The organism is Pseudomonas sp. NCCP-436 (assembly GCF_019656335.1).
In the GTDB taxonomy this organism is placed as follows: domain Bacteria; phylum Pseudomonadota; class Gammaproteobacteria; order Pseudomonadales; family Pseudomonadaceae; genus Aquipseudomonas.
In genome coordinates, this window is record NZ_BPLZ01000003.1 from 155356 (window position 1) to 172938 (window position 17583).

The following is a 17583-nucleotide window of genomic DNA, read 5'->3' on the forward strand; positions in this document are numbered from 1 at the left end:
CAAAGGGGTTTTCCCCAAGTTTATTCAGAAGCGATCATATGTCCACGTTCAACGACCTTAGAGACGCATCATGAAAATCGCTTTGATCGGCGCCAGCGGCTATGTCGGCGCGCCCCTACTGCAGGAAGCCCTCAATCGCGGCCACCAAGTCACCGCTCTGGTACGCCAGCCACAACGCCTGGCGCCGCACCCGCAACTGGCCGCACAACAGGCCGACGTACATGACACCGAGGTACTGACCGAGCAACTGCGCGGGCATGATCTGGTAATCAGCGCCTTCAACCCGGGCTGGGGCCTGGCGGACATCCGCGAACAGTTCATCGCCGGCAGCCGCTCGATCATTGAAGCCTGCCAGCGAGCCGGCGTGCGCCGCCTGCTGGTAGTCGGCGGGGCCGGCAGCCTGTATGTGGCCCCAGGCGTCCAACTGATCGACACCCCGGATTTCCCCGCTCAGTACAAGGAGGGCGCAGAAGGTGCGCGTCAGCTCCTGACGATCCTGCAAAACGAGCAGGAGCTGGAGTGGAGCTTTCTCTCGCCTGCTGCCCAACTCGTGCCGGGACCGCGCACCGGTCGCTTCCGCCTGGGCCGGGACGAGCTGCTGATGAACGGCGACAAGCCGGGCAGCATCTCCGTCGCCGACCTGGCCGTGGCGCTTCTTGATGAAGCTGAACAACCACAGCATGTCCGCCAACGCTTCACCCTGGCCTACTAGGCCATAGCCTTCGTTTTCAGGAGATACCGCATGATTTCATTCAGCAGTAGCAGCTTTGTCATGACCGACAGCCCAGCTCGCTATATCGGCAGGCTGTGCAAGCACTTCGCACACAAGATCCCGGTCAGCTTTGACGAGCAACAAGGGCGCATCGAGTTCCCGGCAGGCCTGGTCACACTGCAAGCCGAGCCCGAGGGACTGCGCCTGCAGTTGCAGAGCGCTGATACCGAGGCACTGAACCGCCTGCAGGACATAGTCGCCAGCCATTTCCAGCGCTTTGCCTGGAGGGAAGCCCTGACCCTGGATTGGCAACCAGTCTGACCTCTTCTGCCCTGACGCAACCCGAATCCCTGCCTGCTACCAAAACCCGTCAACCGCCTTCTATTCAAGAACATCTCTCATTTACAAAATTTACACACCCACGTACTCCAGTATTTACGGGGCTTTCAGGGTGGTTGCAGGCATACACCCGATAGCCGCGATTGAACCTTATATGCAAATCACTATCATCCCGCCTCAATTAGAAACTTAGCCCCCCTTTCACGCCTGGAGTAGATCGATGTACACCTTCACACCCCGTACCGCCTTGGCCAGTGCTATCGCACTGGTCACCAGCCTCGGCGCTCAGGCCAACGAACCTATCGCCCTGGGCGATGTGGTCGTCAGTGCATCCGGCTTTGAGCAGAAGATCACCGAAGCACCGGCCAGCATCAGCGTAATCAGCCGCGAGGAATTGCAGCAGAAAAGCTACGCCAACCTGGCTGAGGCACTGGAGGAAGTTGAAGGTATCGATGTGCGCCAAGGCACCGGTAAAACCGGCGGGCTCAACATCAGTATTCGTGGCATGCCCAGCAAGTTTACGCTGGTGCTGATCGACGGGCGCCGTCAGAATGCCCCGGGCGCGGTAGCACCCAATGGCTTCGGCGAGACCTCCAACAACTTCATCCCGCCGCTGTCATCGATCGAACGAATCGAAGTCATCCGCGGCCCGATGTCCACCCTCTACGGTTCCGATGCCATGGGTGGTGTGATCAATATCATCACCCGCAAGGTCGGCAAGGAATGGACAGGCTCCGTTGGCGTCGAGCACACCTTCCAGGAAAACCGTGACTACGGTGAATCCAGCAAGACCAACTTCTACACCTCCGGCCCTCTGGTAGAGAACCTTCTGGGCCTGCAGATGCGCGGCAGCTTCTATGATCGCAAGGCCTCGGATCTGACATTCGACAATGACAGCACCGTAAGCCGCCGCGGCGCCGCTCCGGTAGAAGGCGATAATTACAGCCTGGGTGGCCGCCTGACGCTGACCCCCAATGAAGCCCATGAACTGGCGCTTGATGTCGAGCGCGGCGTTCAACGCTACAACAACGACGATTGCCAGCTTGGCAACCTCGACGGCTGGAATGGCGGCAGCGACACCGTCGGCTGCTCGACGCTGAACCCGAGCAAGATCAACGGCTATACCGATGAGCAGCGTTTCATCCGCGAGCAGGTTGCCCTGAGCCATACCGGACATTTCGAGCTGGGCACCTGGGACTCCAGCCTGATGCGCAACAAGACGGAAACCCTGGGCCGCACTGTACCCGGCACCCTGGGGGTTCCCTATGACGCACCTTATGAGGCTCTGATCGGAGGCCAGGATCGTAAGCTGGAATCTGTCAGCACCGTTTTCGACACGAAGTTCACCGCCCCCATTGGCGACTCCAATATCCTGACCGTCGGCGGACAGTGGTGGAAGCAAGAGCTCAAGGACACTGTCGCGCTCACCACCTTCGAGCAGACCATCAAGGCGGTATTCCTGGAAAACGAGTGGCGCATCAACGACGCCCTGGCCCTGACCGTCGGCGCACGCTACGACGACCACGAAACCTTTGGCGGCCATGTCAGCCCTCGGGCGTATCTGGTCTGGAATGCCAACGACAACTGGACCCTCAAGGGGGGTATCAGCAAAGGCTTCAAAGCACCGGATCCGGATGAGTTGCATAACGGCATCAACGGCATCACCTCGCAGGGACAGTCAAAGACCATCGGCAACCCGGATTTGAAACCGGAAGAAAGCACCAACACCGAAATCGGCGCCTACTTCGACAACCTGGGTGGCTTTACCGCCAACGTCACACTGTTCCACACCAAATACAAAAACAAGCTGGGTGACGGTGATCCCGTTCAAGATCCGCTGTGCGTGGGCAACCCTGCCACCAGTAGCGTTCCGCAGGATCACTGCGCCTGGACCGTCAATCTGGGTGAAGCCATCAGCCAGGGCGTGGAAGTCGGCAGCCGCTGGCAATTCGCCCCGGGCTGGTCGCTCTCGGGCAATTACACCTACACCGATACCTATCAGAAGACCAACGAAGCCAACAACAAGGGCGCGCCGATCAGCAACACTCCGTTGCACATGGCGCATGCCAGCCTGAACTGGCAAGCCACGGATCGCCTGAGCCTGTATTTCAAAGGCGAATACCGCGGCGAGCGTGCCCGCTATAACAAGCGCGGCGTCAACTACACCGCCGACGAGCGGCAGATCATGGATCAGCTGGGTGACCTCAAGGCCTATGATGTGTGGCACCTGGGCGGTAGCTTCAAAGCCAGCAAGGAGCTGACCCTTCATGCTGCGATCAACAACCTGTTCGATCGCGACTTCCTCAGCGGCTCGACCTACATCAATGCCGCAGGCAACCCGGTGTGGGCATCGGACTATGTGCGCTTCGAGCGCGCTACCGCCACCGGCACGCTGGAAGAAGGTCGCCGCTTGTGGCTGTCGGCCGTATATGAGTTCTAACACTTAAGCAGGCACCAAAGCCGCCACCGCTCACGCGCTGGCGGCTTTTTCATGTCTGCATGATTTCCCAACAACAGCATCGGCCCGGCAGCTGCGCATGCTGGTCGCTATTTCCGGCTGGCTGGCAGCTCACAAGCGCAGCCCTGCCCACGACGCCGTCCTCGCAGTTGTCCGACAGGCTATTGATGCAACCGGTGATAGCCTGCCGGTCAGTAGCCAGGCAGGGCGAAGTCATTGGCCGGATAAACACCCCCCTGCTGGTGTCTGGCACCGGCAGGGGGCAGTCGAACATATCCGGCAGCAATCCTAGAGGTAAAAGGACTTCAGCGGCGGGAAGCCATTGAACTCCACCGCGCTGTAGCTGGTGGTGTAAGCGCCAGTGGAAAGCCAGTAAAGGCGGTCGCCACTGGCCAGATTCAACGGCAGACCGTACTTGTAGTGCTCATACATGATGTCGGCGCTGTCGCAGGTCGGGCCGGCGATCACCACCTCTTCCATCTCGCCCTTCTTCTCGGTCCAGATGGGGAACTTGATGGCCTCGTCCATGGTTTCGATCAGCCCACTGAACTTACCCACATCGGTGTAGACCCAGCGCTCCACGGCAGTGCGCGACTTGCGTGCCACCAGCACCACCTCACTGACCAGAACACCGGCGTTGGCGATCAGCGAACGTCCCGGCTCGAGAATGATCTCCGGCAGGTCATCGCCAAAGTCCTCCTTGAGGAAGCGGGTGATTTCCTCGGCGTAGGTCTCCAGATCGTTGGTGCGCTGGATGTAATTGGCCGGGAAGCCGCCCCCCATATTGATCATCTGCAGGACAATGCCGTCCTCTTCCTTAAGGCGCTCGAAGATCACCTTGACCTTGGCAATGGCCGCGTCCCAGACATCAATGTCACGCTGCTGCGAACCGACGTGGAAGGAAACTCCGTAAGGCACCAGGCCCAGTTGCTTGGCCAGGATCAGCAGATCCAGCGCCATGTCCGGCTGGCAGCCGAACTTGCGGCTCAGCGGCCAGTCGGCACTGGTGGAACCTTCGGTGAGGATGCGCACGTAAATCTTCGAGCCCGGCGCAGCCTTGGCAATATTGCGCAGGTCGGCTTCGGAGTCGGTGGCGAACAGGCGCACGCCCTTCTCGTAGAAATAACGGATGTCGCGCGCCTTCTTGATGGTGTTGCCGTAGCTGATACGTTCCGGGCCGACGCCAGTGGCCATCACCTTGTCCAGCTCGTAGATCGAGGCGATATCGAAGTTCGAGCCCTTGTCGCGCAGCAACTCGGTGATCTCGGTGGCAGGGTTGGCCTTGACCGCGTAGTAGATCTTGGCAAACGGGAAACAGTTGACCAGCTGATCATAGGAATCGGCGATGATCTGCCGATCGATCACCACGAAGGGTGTTTCGTGCTGATCGGCAAACGCCTTCATGCGCTGGAAGGTGGCGGGTGCGTAATAGTCTTCGACCTTGATCGACATGCTCGGGACTCCGAAGGCAAAACCGGGCTCAGATTCAATCGGGCAACGCAAACCTCTACAGGTTCCGCTACACCGCAAGGGGGTGGCCGGCGCGAACGCCATTGGCCTGAACGTCTGACAGTTTCCCCACTTTGGTTCGCCTACTTCCCAAGGCATGTCGCCGAGCATCACTGATCGCGGCGGGCTACCAGCGATCTCTCGTCGTCAGTACTTGAGCCGGATGGATCGTTTCCAGCATGGACGTTCGGGCGCGGACTTTAAGACCATGCGCCCCCCGAATCAACCGGAAATTGCAGCGTTCCGGATATCACACGAAATGCCCTGAAATGCTGAACGGGCGTGGCTTCCAGGAGATTATCCTGAAAGCTGAAGAAAACCCATCGGCATAAAAAGTCAGATTCCAACCAATCGGTCATAAGATCAATTCAGCAGTCAACATCAAGCTCCCGCAACCCCTCATTGACACCTTCTCTAGCCCGACCCTTTTGCCCAGGCGCGACACTGCAGACTCACTCGATTTGCAGCGGTACGGATATTCACCGCCTTCATACGGCAATCATCCTGCCTGTCCGGACACTCGGCCTGGCGTCGCAATTGCCGGTATAATCGCCAGTTTTCCGGGCGCCAAGCCGTCCTCCACGATTCAAGCCAGGCACACACCCATGACCACCCAGGCCGCCGAAGTCGCCAAGCGCCGTACATTCGCGATCATCTCGCACCCGGATGCCGGTAAAACCACCATCACCGAAAAGCTGCTGCTGATGGGCAAGGCCATTGAAGTGGCCGGCACCGTGAAGTCGCGTAAATCCGACCGCCATGCCACCTCTGACTGGATGGAGATGGAGAAGCAGCGCGGCATCTCCATCACCACCTCGGTGATGCAGTTCCCGTACCGCGAGCACATGATCAACCTGCTCGATACTCCCGGCCACGAAGACTTCTCGGAAGACACCTACCGCACCCTGACGGCCGTGGACAGCGCACTGATGGTGCTCGACGGCGGCAAGGGTGTGGAACCACGCACCATCGCCCTGATGGATGTCTGCCGCCTGCGCGACACGCCGATTGTCAGCTTTATCAACAAGCTGGACCGCGACATCCGCGATCCCATCGAACTGCTCGACGAAATCGAGGCCGTGCTCAACATCAAGGCTGCGCCGATTACCTGGCCGATTGGCTGCTATCGCGACTTCAAGGGTGTCTATCACCTCAGCGAAGACAAGATCATCGTCTACCAGCCAGGCCACGGCCATGAGCGCATCGAACAGCGAGTGATCGTGGGGCTCGACTCGGACGAAGCCCGCAGCCACCTGGGCGATCTGTACGACGAGTTCGTCGAACAGCTCGAACTGGTACAGGGCGCCTGCCACGAATTCGATCAGGACGCCTTCCTCAGGGGCGAGATGACTCCGGTATTCTTCGGCACTGCGCTGGGCAACTTTGGTGTGGACCAGGTGCTCGACGCCATCGTCGACTGGGCGCCGATGCCACTGTCGCGCGCCGCCCACGAGCGAGTGGTCGAACCGGTAGAAGAGAAATTCTCCGGCTTCGTGTTCAAGATCCAGGCGAACATGGATCCCAAGCACCGCGACCGCATCGCCTTCCTGCGCATCTGCTCCGGCAAGTACGAGAAGGGCATGAAGATGCGCCACGTGCGCCTCAAGAAGGACCTGAAGATCGCCGACGCCCTGACCTTCTTCTCCAGCGAGCGCGAGATGCTCGAGGAAGCCTGGGCCGGCGACATCATAGGTCTGCACAACCACGGCACCATCCAGATCGGTGACACCTTCACCGAAGGCGAGGTGCTCGGTTTCACCGGCATCCCGCACTTCGCCCCGGAACTGTTCCGCCGCGTGCGCCTGAAGGACCCGCTGAAATCCAAGCAGCTCCGCCAGGGCCTGCAGGAACTGGCCGAGGAAGGCGCCACCCAGGTGTTCTTCCCGGAGCGCAACAACGACATCATCCTCGGTGCCGTGGGTGTGCTGCAGTTTGACGTGGTCGCCAGCCGTCTGAAGGAAGAGTACAAGGTCGAGTGCGCCTACGAGGCGATCAACGTCTGGTCAGCGCGCTGGATCGAATGCGATGACGAGAAAAAACTCAAAGAGTTCAAAGACAAAGCCTTTGAGAACCTCGCCCTCGATGGCGGCGGCCATCTGACTTACCTGGCACCGACCCGCGTCAACCTCAGCCTGATGGAAGAGCGCTGGCCGGAAATCCGCTTCCGCGCTACCCGCGAACACCATTGAGGCCAGGCTAGCCTGCCGGGCGTAACAACGCCCGGACCTTGGCTGCCGACAACCGCTGCAGACCACACAGATAGCCGTGATCGGCGTCGATACCGTAGCGTTCGCGCAGCAGACGCTGCAGATGCAACGTCAGGTTCGCCGCCATTTCGGCATCGGCCAGGGCACGGTGCGCCCGGCCAGCATCCGGCAGCCCGGCCCAGACGTTGAGGCTGCCCAGTTTGTGGCTCGGCGCCTCTGGCAGCAGACGTCGCGACAGCAGCAGGGAACAGGCGAACGGCTGCACGCGGCGGCGGCGTAGCCGTGCCAGTTCGGCATCCCAGAAGCGTTGATCAAAGGCGGCATTGTGCGCCAGCAGCGGTCGCTCGCCGATAAAATCCGCCACCTCCTGCATGACCACATTCGAAGGCGGCGCATCAGCCAGCATGGCGTTGCTGATACCGGTGAGCTGCTCGATAAACGGCGGGATCCGTACGCCGCCGTTCATCAGACTCTGATACCGCTCGACAATGCCCCCGTCCTCGATGATAACCACGCCAATCTCGGTGGCCCGATCCCGGGACACCGACACGCCGGTGGTTTCAAAGTCAATTACGGCAATGGATTCCAAAGGCGGCCTCATGGGTTGTGCAACAGCAGGTCACCCTCGATGGGCACGTAATGACTGGCGGCACGGATCAGCGATTGCGCAGTCAGCCCGGGCACACCGTAGGCGATGGCCTCGCAGCCTTGGCGTCGCACGCGTTCGAACAGCAGGTCGAAGTCGCCGTCACCGGAAGCCAGCACGATGCTGTCGACCCGCTCGGCAGCATCCAGCACGTCGATGGTGATGCCCACATCCCAGTCGCCCTTGGCCGAGCCGTCACTGCGCAGGATGTAGGGTTTGAGCTTAACGGTGAAGCCAAGTCTGCGCAGGATCTGCTGGAACTGCTGCTGCCGGGCATCACCGCGCTCAATGGCGTAGGCATAAGCCTCGACGATCCGACCCTGCCGGCTCAACCCGTCCCATAGCGCAGCATAGTCAAAGTGGCAACCGTAGGCCTGGCGCACCGTGTAGTAGAGGTTCTGCACATCGGCGAATACGGCGATCTTCTTCACCGCGGCTCCTCGGAGGAACGGACTGGGCCGCCAGTATGCCAGAGGAATTCATCCTGCGGGGCTGGCGCAGGCGCCGGTGAAGTCCTATCCTGCCGCCCATGACCCCGCTCGAACATCTCTGCCAGCGCAATCTCGACCTGCTGCACAACCTGGAAATTCCCCATCGCCTGGTTGAGCACGAGCCCGTGCTGGACTACCCCACTGCCCACGCGGTACGCCAGCGTTTCGATCTGCGAGGCAGCGAGAGCAAGAGCCTGTTTCTGCGTATCGCTGCCGGCCACTACGCCATGCTGGTCAGCCTTGAGGGCGCCCGCTCCGACTGGGTAAGGCTGAAGCAGCTACTCGGGCGCCGGCCGAGCCTGGCCAGAGACGAAGAGCTGACTGCCCTAACCGGCTGCGTACCGATGTGCGCCTGCCCTTTCGGGCACGACGCGTCGATTACCCTATTGATTGACCGAACGATCCTCGCCTGCGACTACCTGCTCTACTCACCCGGCCCGCCACAGCTGACCCTGGAAGTGCCGGGCGCGCATCTGCCACGCCTGCTGGCAGCCCAGCCCAATACCCGGCTGGAGTATCCTTAGCGTCCTTTACCGAATCGAGTTACCTGCCGATGAATCCACTGCCCGCCGTGCGCGACGCCTGGTTCTTCTTCACTCACCACATCAGTGCCATTGCCCGCCTGTGCCTGCCACTGCTGCTGCTCGAAGCCTTCTGCCAGTATCAACTGACGGCACACTTCGGCGCAGATGCCAATCCGGCCTACGCCATCCTGCTCGGCGCGCTGTTCTACCCGTTGTATGCCGGCCCGCTGATTCTCTTTCTTGATGCTCGCAGCAATGGTCACAACCCCGGCAGTCTGCAACTGATCGGCGCCGGCCTGCAGCTGTGGCCGGCCTTCGCCCTGCTTACCGGACTCAGCACCCTGCTGATCGCCGTAGGTCTGTCACTGTTTATCCTGCCGGGGCTCTGGGTAATGATCCGCCTGGCCTTCTCCGAGCCAATCCTGGTGCTGCAACGGACCGCACCACTGCAGGCCATGCAGCAGAGCTTCGCCATGAGCCGTGGACGCTTCCTGCCGCTGTTCGCCTGTCTGACCGGCCTGCTGGTGCCGCTTTGGCTGCTGGAGTGGTGGACGACGCCAAAACCCGGCGACAGCCTGCTCTGGATTCTGCATCAGGCTGGTAATGGCTTCCTGCAACTGTTTGCCCTGGTCGTGGTATTTCGTCTGTACATGATCCTTGTCACACAGGCAGCACGCCACTGACCGACTGATCGAAGACTGCCGGCGGCACTGACGAAAGCGCTCCGGGCGGCCCGTCTGGGGTATGCTCGCCCACATCCGGCTCCGATCATTCAGTGCCATGCTCCGATCTCGTTCCCTGCGCCTGCTGTCTGCCCTCATCCTGCTGCCGATACTGTTGCTGACTGTACTGCTGGCCGCCAGCTGGAGCCCGGCAGCGCGCGAGAGCGCCTCCGCGCAATGCAGCACCCGCCCGCCACTGCTGCGGCCAGGCCAGACGCTGAAAGTAATGAGCTGGAACCTGCAACAAGCAGCCGGACACGATACCGCCGAATATACGGCCAGCCTCGAGGCAATTGCGAGCATCCTGCGCGACGAGCAGCCTGACGTTGTGCTGCTGCAGGCCCTACGCAACAACAGCAACGCCGACGCGCAACTGCAGGCGCGGCTGGCCGGACTCTATCCCTGCCTCAGCCAGACGCTCTACAGCCAGAGCGGCTACATCGCACACCCGCGTCTGCCCGGCAACGCCGGACTGAAGCTCGCCATCCTCAGCCGCTTTCAAATCAACCGCGCCGAACGCCTGCAACTGCCGGCATCCGGGGATGAACTGAGGATCCGCGCCTTCCGCCCACGCTCCGCCCTGCTGGTCAACTATCTGCCGGTACGCGGCCAGGGCGAACTGGTCGTGGTCAACACTCATTTCGCCGAAGGCAACGCGGCACATGAGACTCGTCAACAGCAGGCAGCGGCAACCGACGCACTGCTGCAAGAGCTGCAACGCAGCGGCATGACCTGGCTACTCGGCGGCACCCTGAACCTCCTGCCGCCCGGCCAGACACACTCCTTCTCACCTGATGGCAGCGGCACTACCCTGCAAAAGCTGGCCCGACGCTACCCGCTGATACCCAGCCTGAACCAGGCCAGTGGTACCGGACAGGCAAGCTGGCACACCCGCCTGGAAGGAACGCCGCGCACGCTCGACTACCTGCTCTACAGCCCGCGCCTGACACCTTTTGCCAGCCAGGTGCGACAGAACGATACCAGCCTCATTACACCTCACCTGCCACTGATCGGACGCTTCTTCCTGCCTGGCGGCGAATAGAAGTACTGATACACGGCTGCAAGTCTATTTCCTCGGTTTGGCCCGAGCCGTAGGCTCGGCGATCAACGGATCGTCCGGCCAGTAGTGCTTGGGATAACGCCCCTTGAGATCCTTCTTCACCTCGGCATAGGTGTTGGCCCAGAAGCTGGCCAGGTCTTGGGTGACCTGCACCGGGCGGCGCGCAGGCGACAGTAGGTGCAACTTGAGGCCAAGCCGGCCGCCGGCGATGCGTGGCGTAGTGGCCAGACCGAACAGCTCCTGCAGACGCACGGCGAGCACCGGAGGCTGCTCCGTGTAGTCGATGGCGATGCGCGAGCCGGAAGGCACTTGCAGATATTTTGGCGCCAGCTCGTCAAGCTGCTGCGGCAGTGGCCAGGGCAGAAGGCTCTGAAGTATCGCCGCCAGGTCAAGCCCGGCAAAGTGACTGAGGCGGCTGACTCTGCCCAGATAAGGGGCCAGCCACTGATCAAGACTCGCCAGTAGTGCAGCATCGGAAAGATCCGGCCACAGGCTCTGCCTCTGCTGCTGCAGATCCAGCTCACGCAGCAGCGCCACGCGCGCCTGCCACTGACGCAGTTCGGGCGTCCAGGGTAGCAGCTCCAGTCCCTTGCGCCGTACCAGACCGACCAATGCCCGACAGCGCGCCTGTTCATCCAGTTCAGGCAAGGCCTGACGCTCCAGCACCAGCTCACCGATCCGACGCTGGCGTTCGGCGCGCAGCACGCCTTCGCGTTCATCCCAATCGAGCACGTCCAACTCCTCGACCTGCTCCGCCAGTTCATCCTCGAACAGCGTCGGATCCAGCTCCGCCGCCAGATAGATGCGCTCTTCGCGCTGTCCCTGACGACTGCCCAGATCAGCCACCACCAGCCACTCGTACTTCATCAGCGCATCACTCTCGGCAAACTGCGCGGCACGCCCGTTGGCCAGCCGGTAATCGGCGCCACCGGCACGACGCTGACGAGCGATCCGGTCCGGGTAGGCGAACGCCAGCAAACAGCCAAGCCAGCGCGGATGCTGCGGATCACTGACGGCCCGGATCACCGGCTGCCCCCGCAACAGTCCCTGGAACTGCCGGGCAAGCTGCCTGGTACGCTGCACGGCCCCCATGGCGCTCCGTGCCACCCGGCTTTCCCCACTGAGTAGCGCCAGCCGAGCATGCAGATCGGCATCGCCGCCGCGCAGTATGTCCCGCTCTGCCAGCAAGGCAGCCAGGTCACAGGCCAGTGCACCCAGTCCCAGTGCCTGAGCGCACAGCAGCAAGTGCGCCAGACGCGGATGTGTCGGCAACTCGGCCATGGCCTGGCCATGGGTATTGAGCGCACCGCGCTCGTCGAGGGAGCCAAGCCGCGCCAGCAGGTCTAGCGCCTGGGCATAGGCGGCTGGTGGCGGTGCATCGAGCCAGCGTAACTCGTCCGGGGTCACGCCCCAGCGCAGCAGCTGCAAGGCCAGTCCGGCCAGATCCGCCTGAAGAATTTCCGCCGCGGCATGGGCGCTGAGCTGTTCGTGCTGGGCCTGCGACCACAGCCGATAGCACACCCCCGGCTCCAGTCGGCCGGCGCGGCCGGCACGCTGGGTGGCGGAGGCGCGGGAGATGCGCTGGGTTTCGAGGCGGGTCATGCCACTGGCCGGATCAAAGCGCGGCACCCGCGCCAGACCGGCATCAATCACAACCCGCACGCCATCGATGGTCAGACTGGTTTCAGCGATATTGGTGGCAAGCACCACCTTGCGCCTGCCCTCTGGAGCCGGTTCGATGGCCGCGCGCTGGGCCGCCAGGTCGAGCTCACCGTGCAGCGGACACAGCAGAATCTCCTCACGCCCGGCCAGGGCCTCGCCCAGTTGTTCGGCGACCCGGCGAATCTCCGCCTGCCCGGGGAGAAACACCAGCAAACTGCCAGACTCATCGGCCAGCGCCTGCTGTATCGTCTGAACAACCCTTGGCTCGATCCACTCACCCGGCTGAAAGGGCGCACCCCAGCGAATATCCACCGGGAACATACGCCCCTCGCTACGCAGTACCGGAGCATCACCGAGCAACGCGGACAGACGCTCACCCTCCAGGGTGGCGGACATCAGCAGCACTTTTAGCGGTGTTTCGCCGCTGTCCTCACCACGAAACAAGACGCGGCCGTTGAGCGTCAACGCCAGGGCCAGATCGGCATCCAGGCTGCGCTCGTGAAATTCATCGAAGATCACCAGGCCGACTCCCTCCAACGCCGGGTCGTCCTGCAGGCGCCGAGCAAGAATGCCCTCGGTGACCACCTCGATACGGGTCAGAGGGCCGACCCGGCTCTCCAGGCGGATCCGATAGCCCACCGTTTCGCCAACCCGCTCGCCAAGCTCTGCGGCCAGCCGCTCGGCAGCAGCACGTGCAGCCAGCCGACGCGGCTCCAGCATCAGGATCGATTGTCCCGCCAGCCAGGGCGCGTCGAGCAGCGCCAGTGGCACACGGGTGGTCTTGCCGGCGCCGGGCGGAGCCTCCAGCACCACCTCATGACGACTGGCGAGGGCGGCATTGAGGGCGGGCAGCAGGGCATCGATAGGCAGGGCGTTCATGAGACCTCCACGGCAGGGGCGGCGATTATAGAGCAGCAGTGCTGACCGGCGATGCAGCGAACCTCCGGCCCTGTACAACAGTCTCAGTACAACTGTACGGCATGCTCCGATGCGCAGCCGGAGCACGCCATCCAGCGGTTTTGTCATATCGCAATGCTATAGTTGCGCCATTTATCCGGAGGTGCTCGATGCGCACGAAATCCCGCCTTGTAAGCGGCATGCTTGTCCTCGCCCTGCTGACTCAATTGTCCGCCTGCGGCAGCCTCTTCTACCCGGAACGCCGAGGCCAGATCGATGGCCGGCTGGACCCGGTAATAGTGGGTGCCAACGCCATCGGCTTGCTGTTTTACGTCATTCCGGGGCTGATCGCCTTCGCCGTGGACTTCGCCACCGGCGCCATCTATCTGCCACACGGACAGACCGCCCAGGTCGACCCACAGCAGCTCCGCCAGCTGCTCGATAGCCAAGGCCAGGTGGATCGCCAAGCGCTACAAGCACTGATCCAGCAACAGACCGGCCAGCAGTTGCCGCTGGACGATCCGCGCCTGATCCAGCATAGCGGCAGCAGCCAGCAACTCGCCGCCTACGGCCTGCGCCCGGCAGCCTGAACATGGCCAGTGCCGAGCACGCCAGACTGCTTCGGCTGGCCACCCGGGCCGCGCTGGGCGTTGCCTTGTCCCTGGTACTGGCCAAAGCCTTAGCCTGGTGGCTGAGCGGCTCGGTCAGTCTACTGGCCGGTCTGACCGACTCATTGCTCGACAGTGCCGCCTCGCTGGTCAACCTGATCGCCGTGCATGTCGCTCTGCGCCCGGCCGACAAGGAGCACCGTTTCGGTCACGGTAAGGCCGAGGCACTGGCCGGACTGGGCCAGGCACTGTTCATCGGCGTCAGCGCCCTGCTTATCAGCCTGCAAGGACTCGAACGTTTGCAGACGCCGCAGCCACTGCAGGCCGAGGCCCTCGGCATTGCAGTGATGCTGCTGTCACTGGCGCTTACCGCCGCTCTGCTGATGTTCCAACGCAAGGTGGTGCGCGAAACCGGCTCCACCGCCATCCACGCCGACTCACTGCATTACCGTTCGGATCTGCTGCTCAACAGCAGCATCCTGCTGGCCCTGCTACTGACTCTGGCCGGATGGCAGCGCACCGACGCCCTGTTCGCCATAGGTATCGCCTTCTACATCTTCTGGAGCGCGGTCAGCATCGTGCGCGGTGCGGTGGCCGTGCTGATGGACGAGGAACTGCCGGTCGCAGTCAGCACACACATGCACGCCCTGGCCTGCGCGGTGCCCGGCGTGCTCGGAGCACACGACCTGCGCACACGGGTCTCCGGCACCCACTGGTTCGTCCAGCTGCATCTGGAGCTGCCTGGCAGCATGAGCCTGTCGGAGGCTCACGAACACTGCGTCCAGGCGGAACAGGCGATCCGCCGCCACTATCCGCAGGCCGAGGTACTGGTGCATGCAGACCCGCCCGAAGTGCTCAAGTCACCGACAACAGCTTGAAACCGGCCGGAACGCACTGTCGAAGTAGCGAACGATAGCCACAAAAAAGGGGCCTTGCGGCCCCCTCGGGAAATCTGTCCGGTGCTGGCGCTAATGTCGCCGCTTTCGTCGCCTGCCTGGTTGGGCAATGCGGACCCGGGTGCCGGAACGATCAGGTAGGATCGTTGGCGCCGGCTCATCTGGTTGGATGAGGCCGGTTGGACTTGTCGTCCGGGCCGTGAAACTGAGAAAAATATTACGCCAGGCGACCTGAAAAATGATTGCTAATTTCCCTTTCCACACTAGCAAATTAGCAACAACCAGCTAAATTAGACACAAATAAAGCAATAAAAAAACAAACCAGGAGAGAAATGGACAAACTAGACCGTTACGACCTGAACATTCTCGCTGAACTGCAGCGCAATGCATCACTGTCGAATCAGGAACTGGCCGAACGTATCGGTCTGTCCCCTTCGCCCTGCTCGCGACGAGTCAAGCAACTGGAAGACGACGGCTACATCCTGGGCCAGGTTGCTCTGCTTGACCGCAAGAAGCTGGGCCTGAGCCTGACAGCCTATGTACTGATCGGCATGGATCGGCATACCCCCGAGCGCTTCGAACACTTCCAGGAGCAGATCCGCAAGTGCCCGGAAGTACTGGAGTGCTGCCTGGTGACAGGAATGGACGCCGACTATCAGCTTAAAGTCGTAGTGCCGGATATGGAGCATTATCAGAAACTACTGCTCGGCACACTGACTCGCATTGATGGCGTGTCCAGCGTGCGCTCGAGTTTCGTTCTGCAGCAGATCCTCTCTACTACCCAGCTACCTCTGCAGCACCTGCGCGACTGAAAGTCGCAGGCTCAGACGGGAGCTGCTGCAGATTGACGCAGGGCGGGTATAATCGCCGCCCTGCGTTTTCCGTCCGGGTCTGAGGAAAAATGGAAACCGAACAATTCGAAGCCCTGATGATGTACGTCCTGGTGGGCGGACTGATTCTTTTCATGTTTTTCATCATCTGGGATCTTGCAAAGAAGTCCAAGGCTGGACGCCTGGGAACCGCGATTCTGTTCCTCGGGCTGGGCCTGTGCCTGTTCGCCTTCCTGGCCAAACCGGTCATCACCTACATCATCGAAAGCGTACGAGGCATCTGACCACCTGAAACCGACGCAGCGCCAGACCGACTTGATGCGCCCGACCGTTTTCGAGAGCCGCCGCCAAGGCTCGGTTCACCCGTACATGCAAGGAGTTACACATGAACGCCGCCAGCGTGGTAATGCAGAGCTATGGACGCTGCTGCGCCAGCCCTGATTTTTTCGACAGTTTCTACCGGCACTTTCTGGCCAGCTCCCCACTCATCCGCGAAAAGTTCGTCAGCACCGATATGAGTGCACAGAAGCAGTTGCTGCGTCAGGGCATCCTCAATCTGGTGATGCACGCCCGCGGGATGCCTGACACCAAGCTGCGCGCGCTGGGCGAATCACACTCACGCCACCGTCTGGACATCCGCCCCGAGCTCTACGACCTATGGCTCGATGCCCTGCTGCTGACCATCAGTGAGCATGACAAGGAGTGCAACGCCGAAGTTCGTCAAGCCTGGCGCGAGGTGCTGAACAAAGGTATCGCCGTGATCAAGGCCGGATATTGATCCAAATCATGTTTGCCGGCACTGCCTGCCTACAGCGTCGCCTCAGGTCAGACGCCTGATTCAGTCCAGCCGGGCCGGCACTTCGCACCACTGCCCTGGCTGCAGCGGCCCCAGTCGCCACGGGCCGATAGCCACGCGCACCAGACGCAGGGTCGGCAGGCCCACCGCCGCAGTCATGCGCCGGACCTGGCGATTGCGCCCCTCGCGAATCACCAGTTCCAGCCAGGTGGTTGGTACAGTCTTGCGAAAGCGCACCGGTGGATTGCGCTCCCACAACTGCGGCTCATTCAGGCGGCGGGCCTCAGCCGGCAGGGTCGGGCCGTCATTGAGCGTCACCCCGTCACACAGGCGCTGGAGCTGCTCCTCACCAGCCTCGCCCTCGACCTGCACCCAGTAGGTCTTCGGCAACTTGTGCTTCGGATCGGCAATACGCGCCTGCAGTCGCCCGTCGTTGGTCAGCAGCAACAATCCTTCACTGTCACGATCCAGCCGCCCGGCCGGATACACACCAGGCACGTCAACGTAATCCTTGAGCGTGGCACGGCCCTGTCCGTCACTGAACTGGGTCAGCACGTCGAACGGCTTGTTCAACAGGATCAAACGAGGCTGGGCGGGCGGCAGCTTGGCCTGTCGTCGGCTGATACCGGGCCGGCGCGCTGCTGGGCTACGGGGTGGTCGGGACATCGTTCGCGGCCTATGAAATAAAGCTGCACAGTTTACCCCATGACTGGCAAGATACCGCCCGCACCACCTACCTTGACTTAGCCAATGAACGATAGCCGCCCCATGCAACTGCAACTCGAAACACCTGCCCAGGAAGAATGGCCAGTACTGGTGGATATCTGGGAGGCGGCGGTGCGCGCCACGCATCACTTTCTGCCAGACACCGACCTGTTGCTGATCAAGCCTCTGCTGGCCAGCCAGTACTTTCCGGCGGTGCAACTGACCTGCGCGCGCGACAGTCATGGACGCATCACAGGGTTTCTCGGCTGCGCCGGGAACCGGGTGGAAATGCTTTTCGTCGATCCAGCCCGGCACGGCCTGGGTATCGGCACGCGCCTGATGCGCCATGCCATCGATCAACTCGGCGTCACGCGGGTCGATGTCAACGAGCAGAACCCTGCCGCTCTGGCCTTCTACCGGAAACTCGGTTTCGAGGTGCTCGACCGCTCGCGCCTGGACGGCGGCGGCCGACCTTTCCCCATCCTGCATCTGGGGCTTGCAACCACAGTCTGAGTACGCCG

General features: G+C 61.8%; 18 protein-coding genes. 13 read left to right on the forward strand and 5 right to left on the reverse strand.

The features are described from left to right. The first annotated feature begins 70 nt into the window (after positions 1-70). The 3 genes from NCCP436_RS04795 (at position 71) to NCCP436_RS04805 (ending at position 3491) form a co-directional block, all read left to right on the forward strand. Positions 71-712, forward strand: a complete 642-nt coding sequence (locus NCCP436_RS04795) for an NAD(P)-dependent oxidoreductase (protein ID WP_220802655.1) — start codon at positions 71-73, stop codon at positions 710-712. A 30-nt stretch (positions 713-742) separates the two neighbouring features. Then, on the forward strand, positions 743-1033 hold the full coding sequence (locus NCCP436_RS04800; protein ID WP_220802656.1) for a DUF2218 domain-containing protein: 291 nt from the start codon (positions 743-745) through the stop codon (positions 1031-1033). Positions 1034-1271: 238 nt separating this feature from the next. After that, positions 1272-3491: a TonB-dependent receptor domain-containing protein gene (locus NCCP436_RS04805; RefSeq protein ID WP_220802657.1), complete on the forward strand. Its 2220-nt coding sequence runs from the start codon at positions 1272-1274 to the stop codon at positions 3489-3491. 306 nt (positions 3492-3797) lie between these two features. On the opposite strand, the gene NCCP436_RS04810 is transcribed toward NCCP436_RS04805, so the two are convergent. Continuing rightward, positions 3798-4961, reverse strand: coding sequence for a type III PLP-dependent enzyme (locus NCCP436_RS04810; RefSeq protein WP_220802658.1), 1164 nt, complete (start codon positions 4959-4961; stop codon positions 3798-3800). A 662-nt stretch (positions 4962-5623) separates the two neighbouring features. Between NCCP436_RS04810 and NCCP436_RS04815 the strand changes: the two genes are divergently transcribed. After that, positions 5624-7207: a peptide chain release factor 3 gene (locus NCCP436_RS04815; RefSeq protein WP_220802659.1), complete on the forward strand. Its 1584-nt coding sequence runs from the start codon at positions 5624-5626 to the stop codon at positions 7205-7207. A gap of 7 nt (positions 7208-7214) precedes the next feature. Here the strand turns inward: NCCP436_RS04815 and NCCP436_RS04820 are convergent, their stop codons facing one another. Both NCCP436_RS04820 and NCCP436_RS04825 read right to left on the reverse strand, forming a co-directional pair. Next, positions 7215-7814 carry a PolC-type DNA polymerase III gene (locus NCCP436_RS04820; RefSeq protein WP_220802660.1) on the reverse strand — a complete coding sequence of 200 codons (600 nt, stop codon included), beginning with the start codon at positions 7812-7814 and terminating at the stop codon, positions 7215-7217. 8 nt (positions 7815-7822) lie between these two features. After that, the gene (locus NCCP436_RS04825; protein ID WP_220802661.1) at positions 7823-8302 is read right to left on the reverse strand and encodes an NYN domain-containing protein; all 480 of its coding nucleotides are present in this window, start codon (positions 8300-8302) and stop codon (positions 7823-7825) included. Positions 8303-8400: 98 nt separating this feature from the next. Here NCCP436_RS04825 and NCCP436_RS04830 point away from each other — a divergent pair, with 98 nt between their 5' ends. The 3 genes from NCCP436_RS04830 to NCCP436_RS04840 all read left to right on the forward strand — a co-directional run bounded on the left by NCCP436_RS04830 (position 8401) and on the right by NCCP436_RS04840 (position 10650). Then, positions 8401-8886, forward strand: a complete 486-nt coding sequence (locus NCCP436_RS04830; protein WP_220802662.1) for a YbaK/EbsC family protein — start codon at positions 8401-8403, stop codon at positions 8884-8886. Positions 8887-8915: 29 nt separating this feature from the next. Then, a complete protein-coding gene (locus tag NCCP436_RS04835; RefSeq protein ID WP_220802663.1) occupies positions 8916-9569 on the forward strand; it encodes a YciC family protein in 654 nt (217 codons plus the stop codon). 97 nt (positions 9570-9666) lie between these two features. Next, entirely contained in the window at positions 9667-10650 is a 984-nt protein-coding gene (locus NCCP436_RS04840) for an endonuclease/exonuclease/phosphatase family protein (protein WP_220802664.1), read from the forward strand. Positions 10651-10674: 24 nt separating this feature from the next. On the opposite strand, the gene hrpB is transcribed toward NCCP436_RS04840, so the two are convergent. Beyond that, positions 10675-13209 (reverse strand): ATP-dependent helicase HrpB, encoded by a 2535-nt coding sequence (gene hrpB / locus NCCP436_RS04845; protein ID WP_220802665.1) that lies wholly within the window; start codon positions 13207-13209, stop codon positions 10675-10677. A 188-nt stretch (positions 13210-13397) separates the two neighbouring features. Between hrpB and NCCP436_RS04850 the strand changes: the two genes are divergently transcribed. From NCCP436_RS04850 to NCCP436_RS04870, 5 genes are all read left to right on the forward strand, one after another. Then, positions 13398-13817, forward strand: coding sequence for a polyribonucleotide nucleotidyltransferase (locus NCCP436_RS04850; protein ID WP_220802666.1), 420 nt, complete (start codon positions 13398-13400; stop codon positions 13815-13817). Positions 13818-13819: 2 nt separating this feature from the next. Beyond that, positions 13820-14713 carry a cation diffusion facilitator family transporter gene (locus NCCP436_RS04855; protein ID WP_220802667.1) on the forward strand — a complete coding sequence of 298 codons (894 nt, stop codon included), beginning with the start codon at positions 13820-13822 and terminating at the stop codon, positions 14711-14713. Positions 14714-15063: 350 nt separating this feature from the next. Beyond that, positions 15064-15543 carry an Lrp/AsnC family transcriptional regulator gene (locus NCCP436_RS04860; protein WP_220802668.1) on the forward strand — a complete coding sequence of 160 codons (480 nt, stop codon included), beginning with the start codon at positions 15064-15066 and terminating at the stop codon, positions 15541-15543. 89 nt (positions 15544-15632) lie between these two features. Beyond that, positions 15633-15845 (forward strand): DUF2788 domain-containing protein, encoded by a 213-nt coding sequence (locus NCCP436_RS04865; RefSeq protein ID WP_220802669.1) that lies wholly within the window; start codon positions 15633-15635, stop codon positions 15843-15845. A 101-nt stretch (positions 15846-15946) separates the two neighbouring features. Continuing rightward, complete coding sequence (locus tag NCCP436_RS04870) at positions 15947-16339, forward strand: globin (protein ID WP_220802670.1); 393 nt, start codon at positions 15947-15949, stop codon at positions 16337-16339. Between the two features lie 60 nt (positions 16340-16399). Here the strand turns inward: NCCP436_RS04870 and NCCP436_RS04875 are convergent, their stop codons facing one another. Continuing rightward, a complete protein-coding gene (locus tag NCCP436_RS04875) occupies positions 16400-17023 on the reverse strand; it encodes a pseudouridine synthase (RefSeq protein WP_220802671.1) in 624 nt (207 codons plus the stop codon). Positions 17024-17125: 102 nt separating this feature from the next. Between NCCP436_RS04875 and NCCP436_RS04880 the strand changes: the two genes are divergently transcribed. Then, a complete protein-coding gene (locus NCCP436_RS04880; protein WP_220802672.1) occupies positions 17126-17575 on the forward strand; it encodes a GNAT family N-acetyltransferase in 450 nt (149 codons plus the stop codon). The last annotated feature ends 8 nt before the right edge of the window (positions 17576-17583 follow it).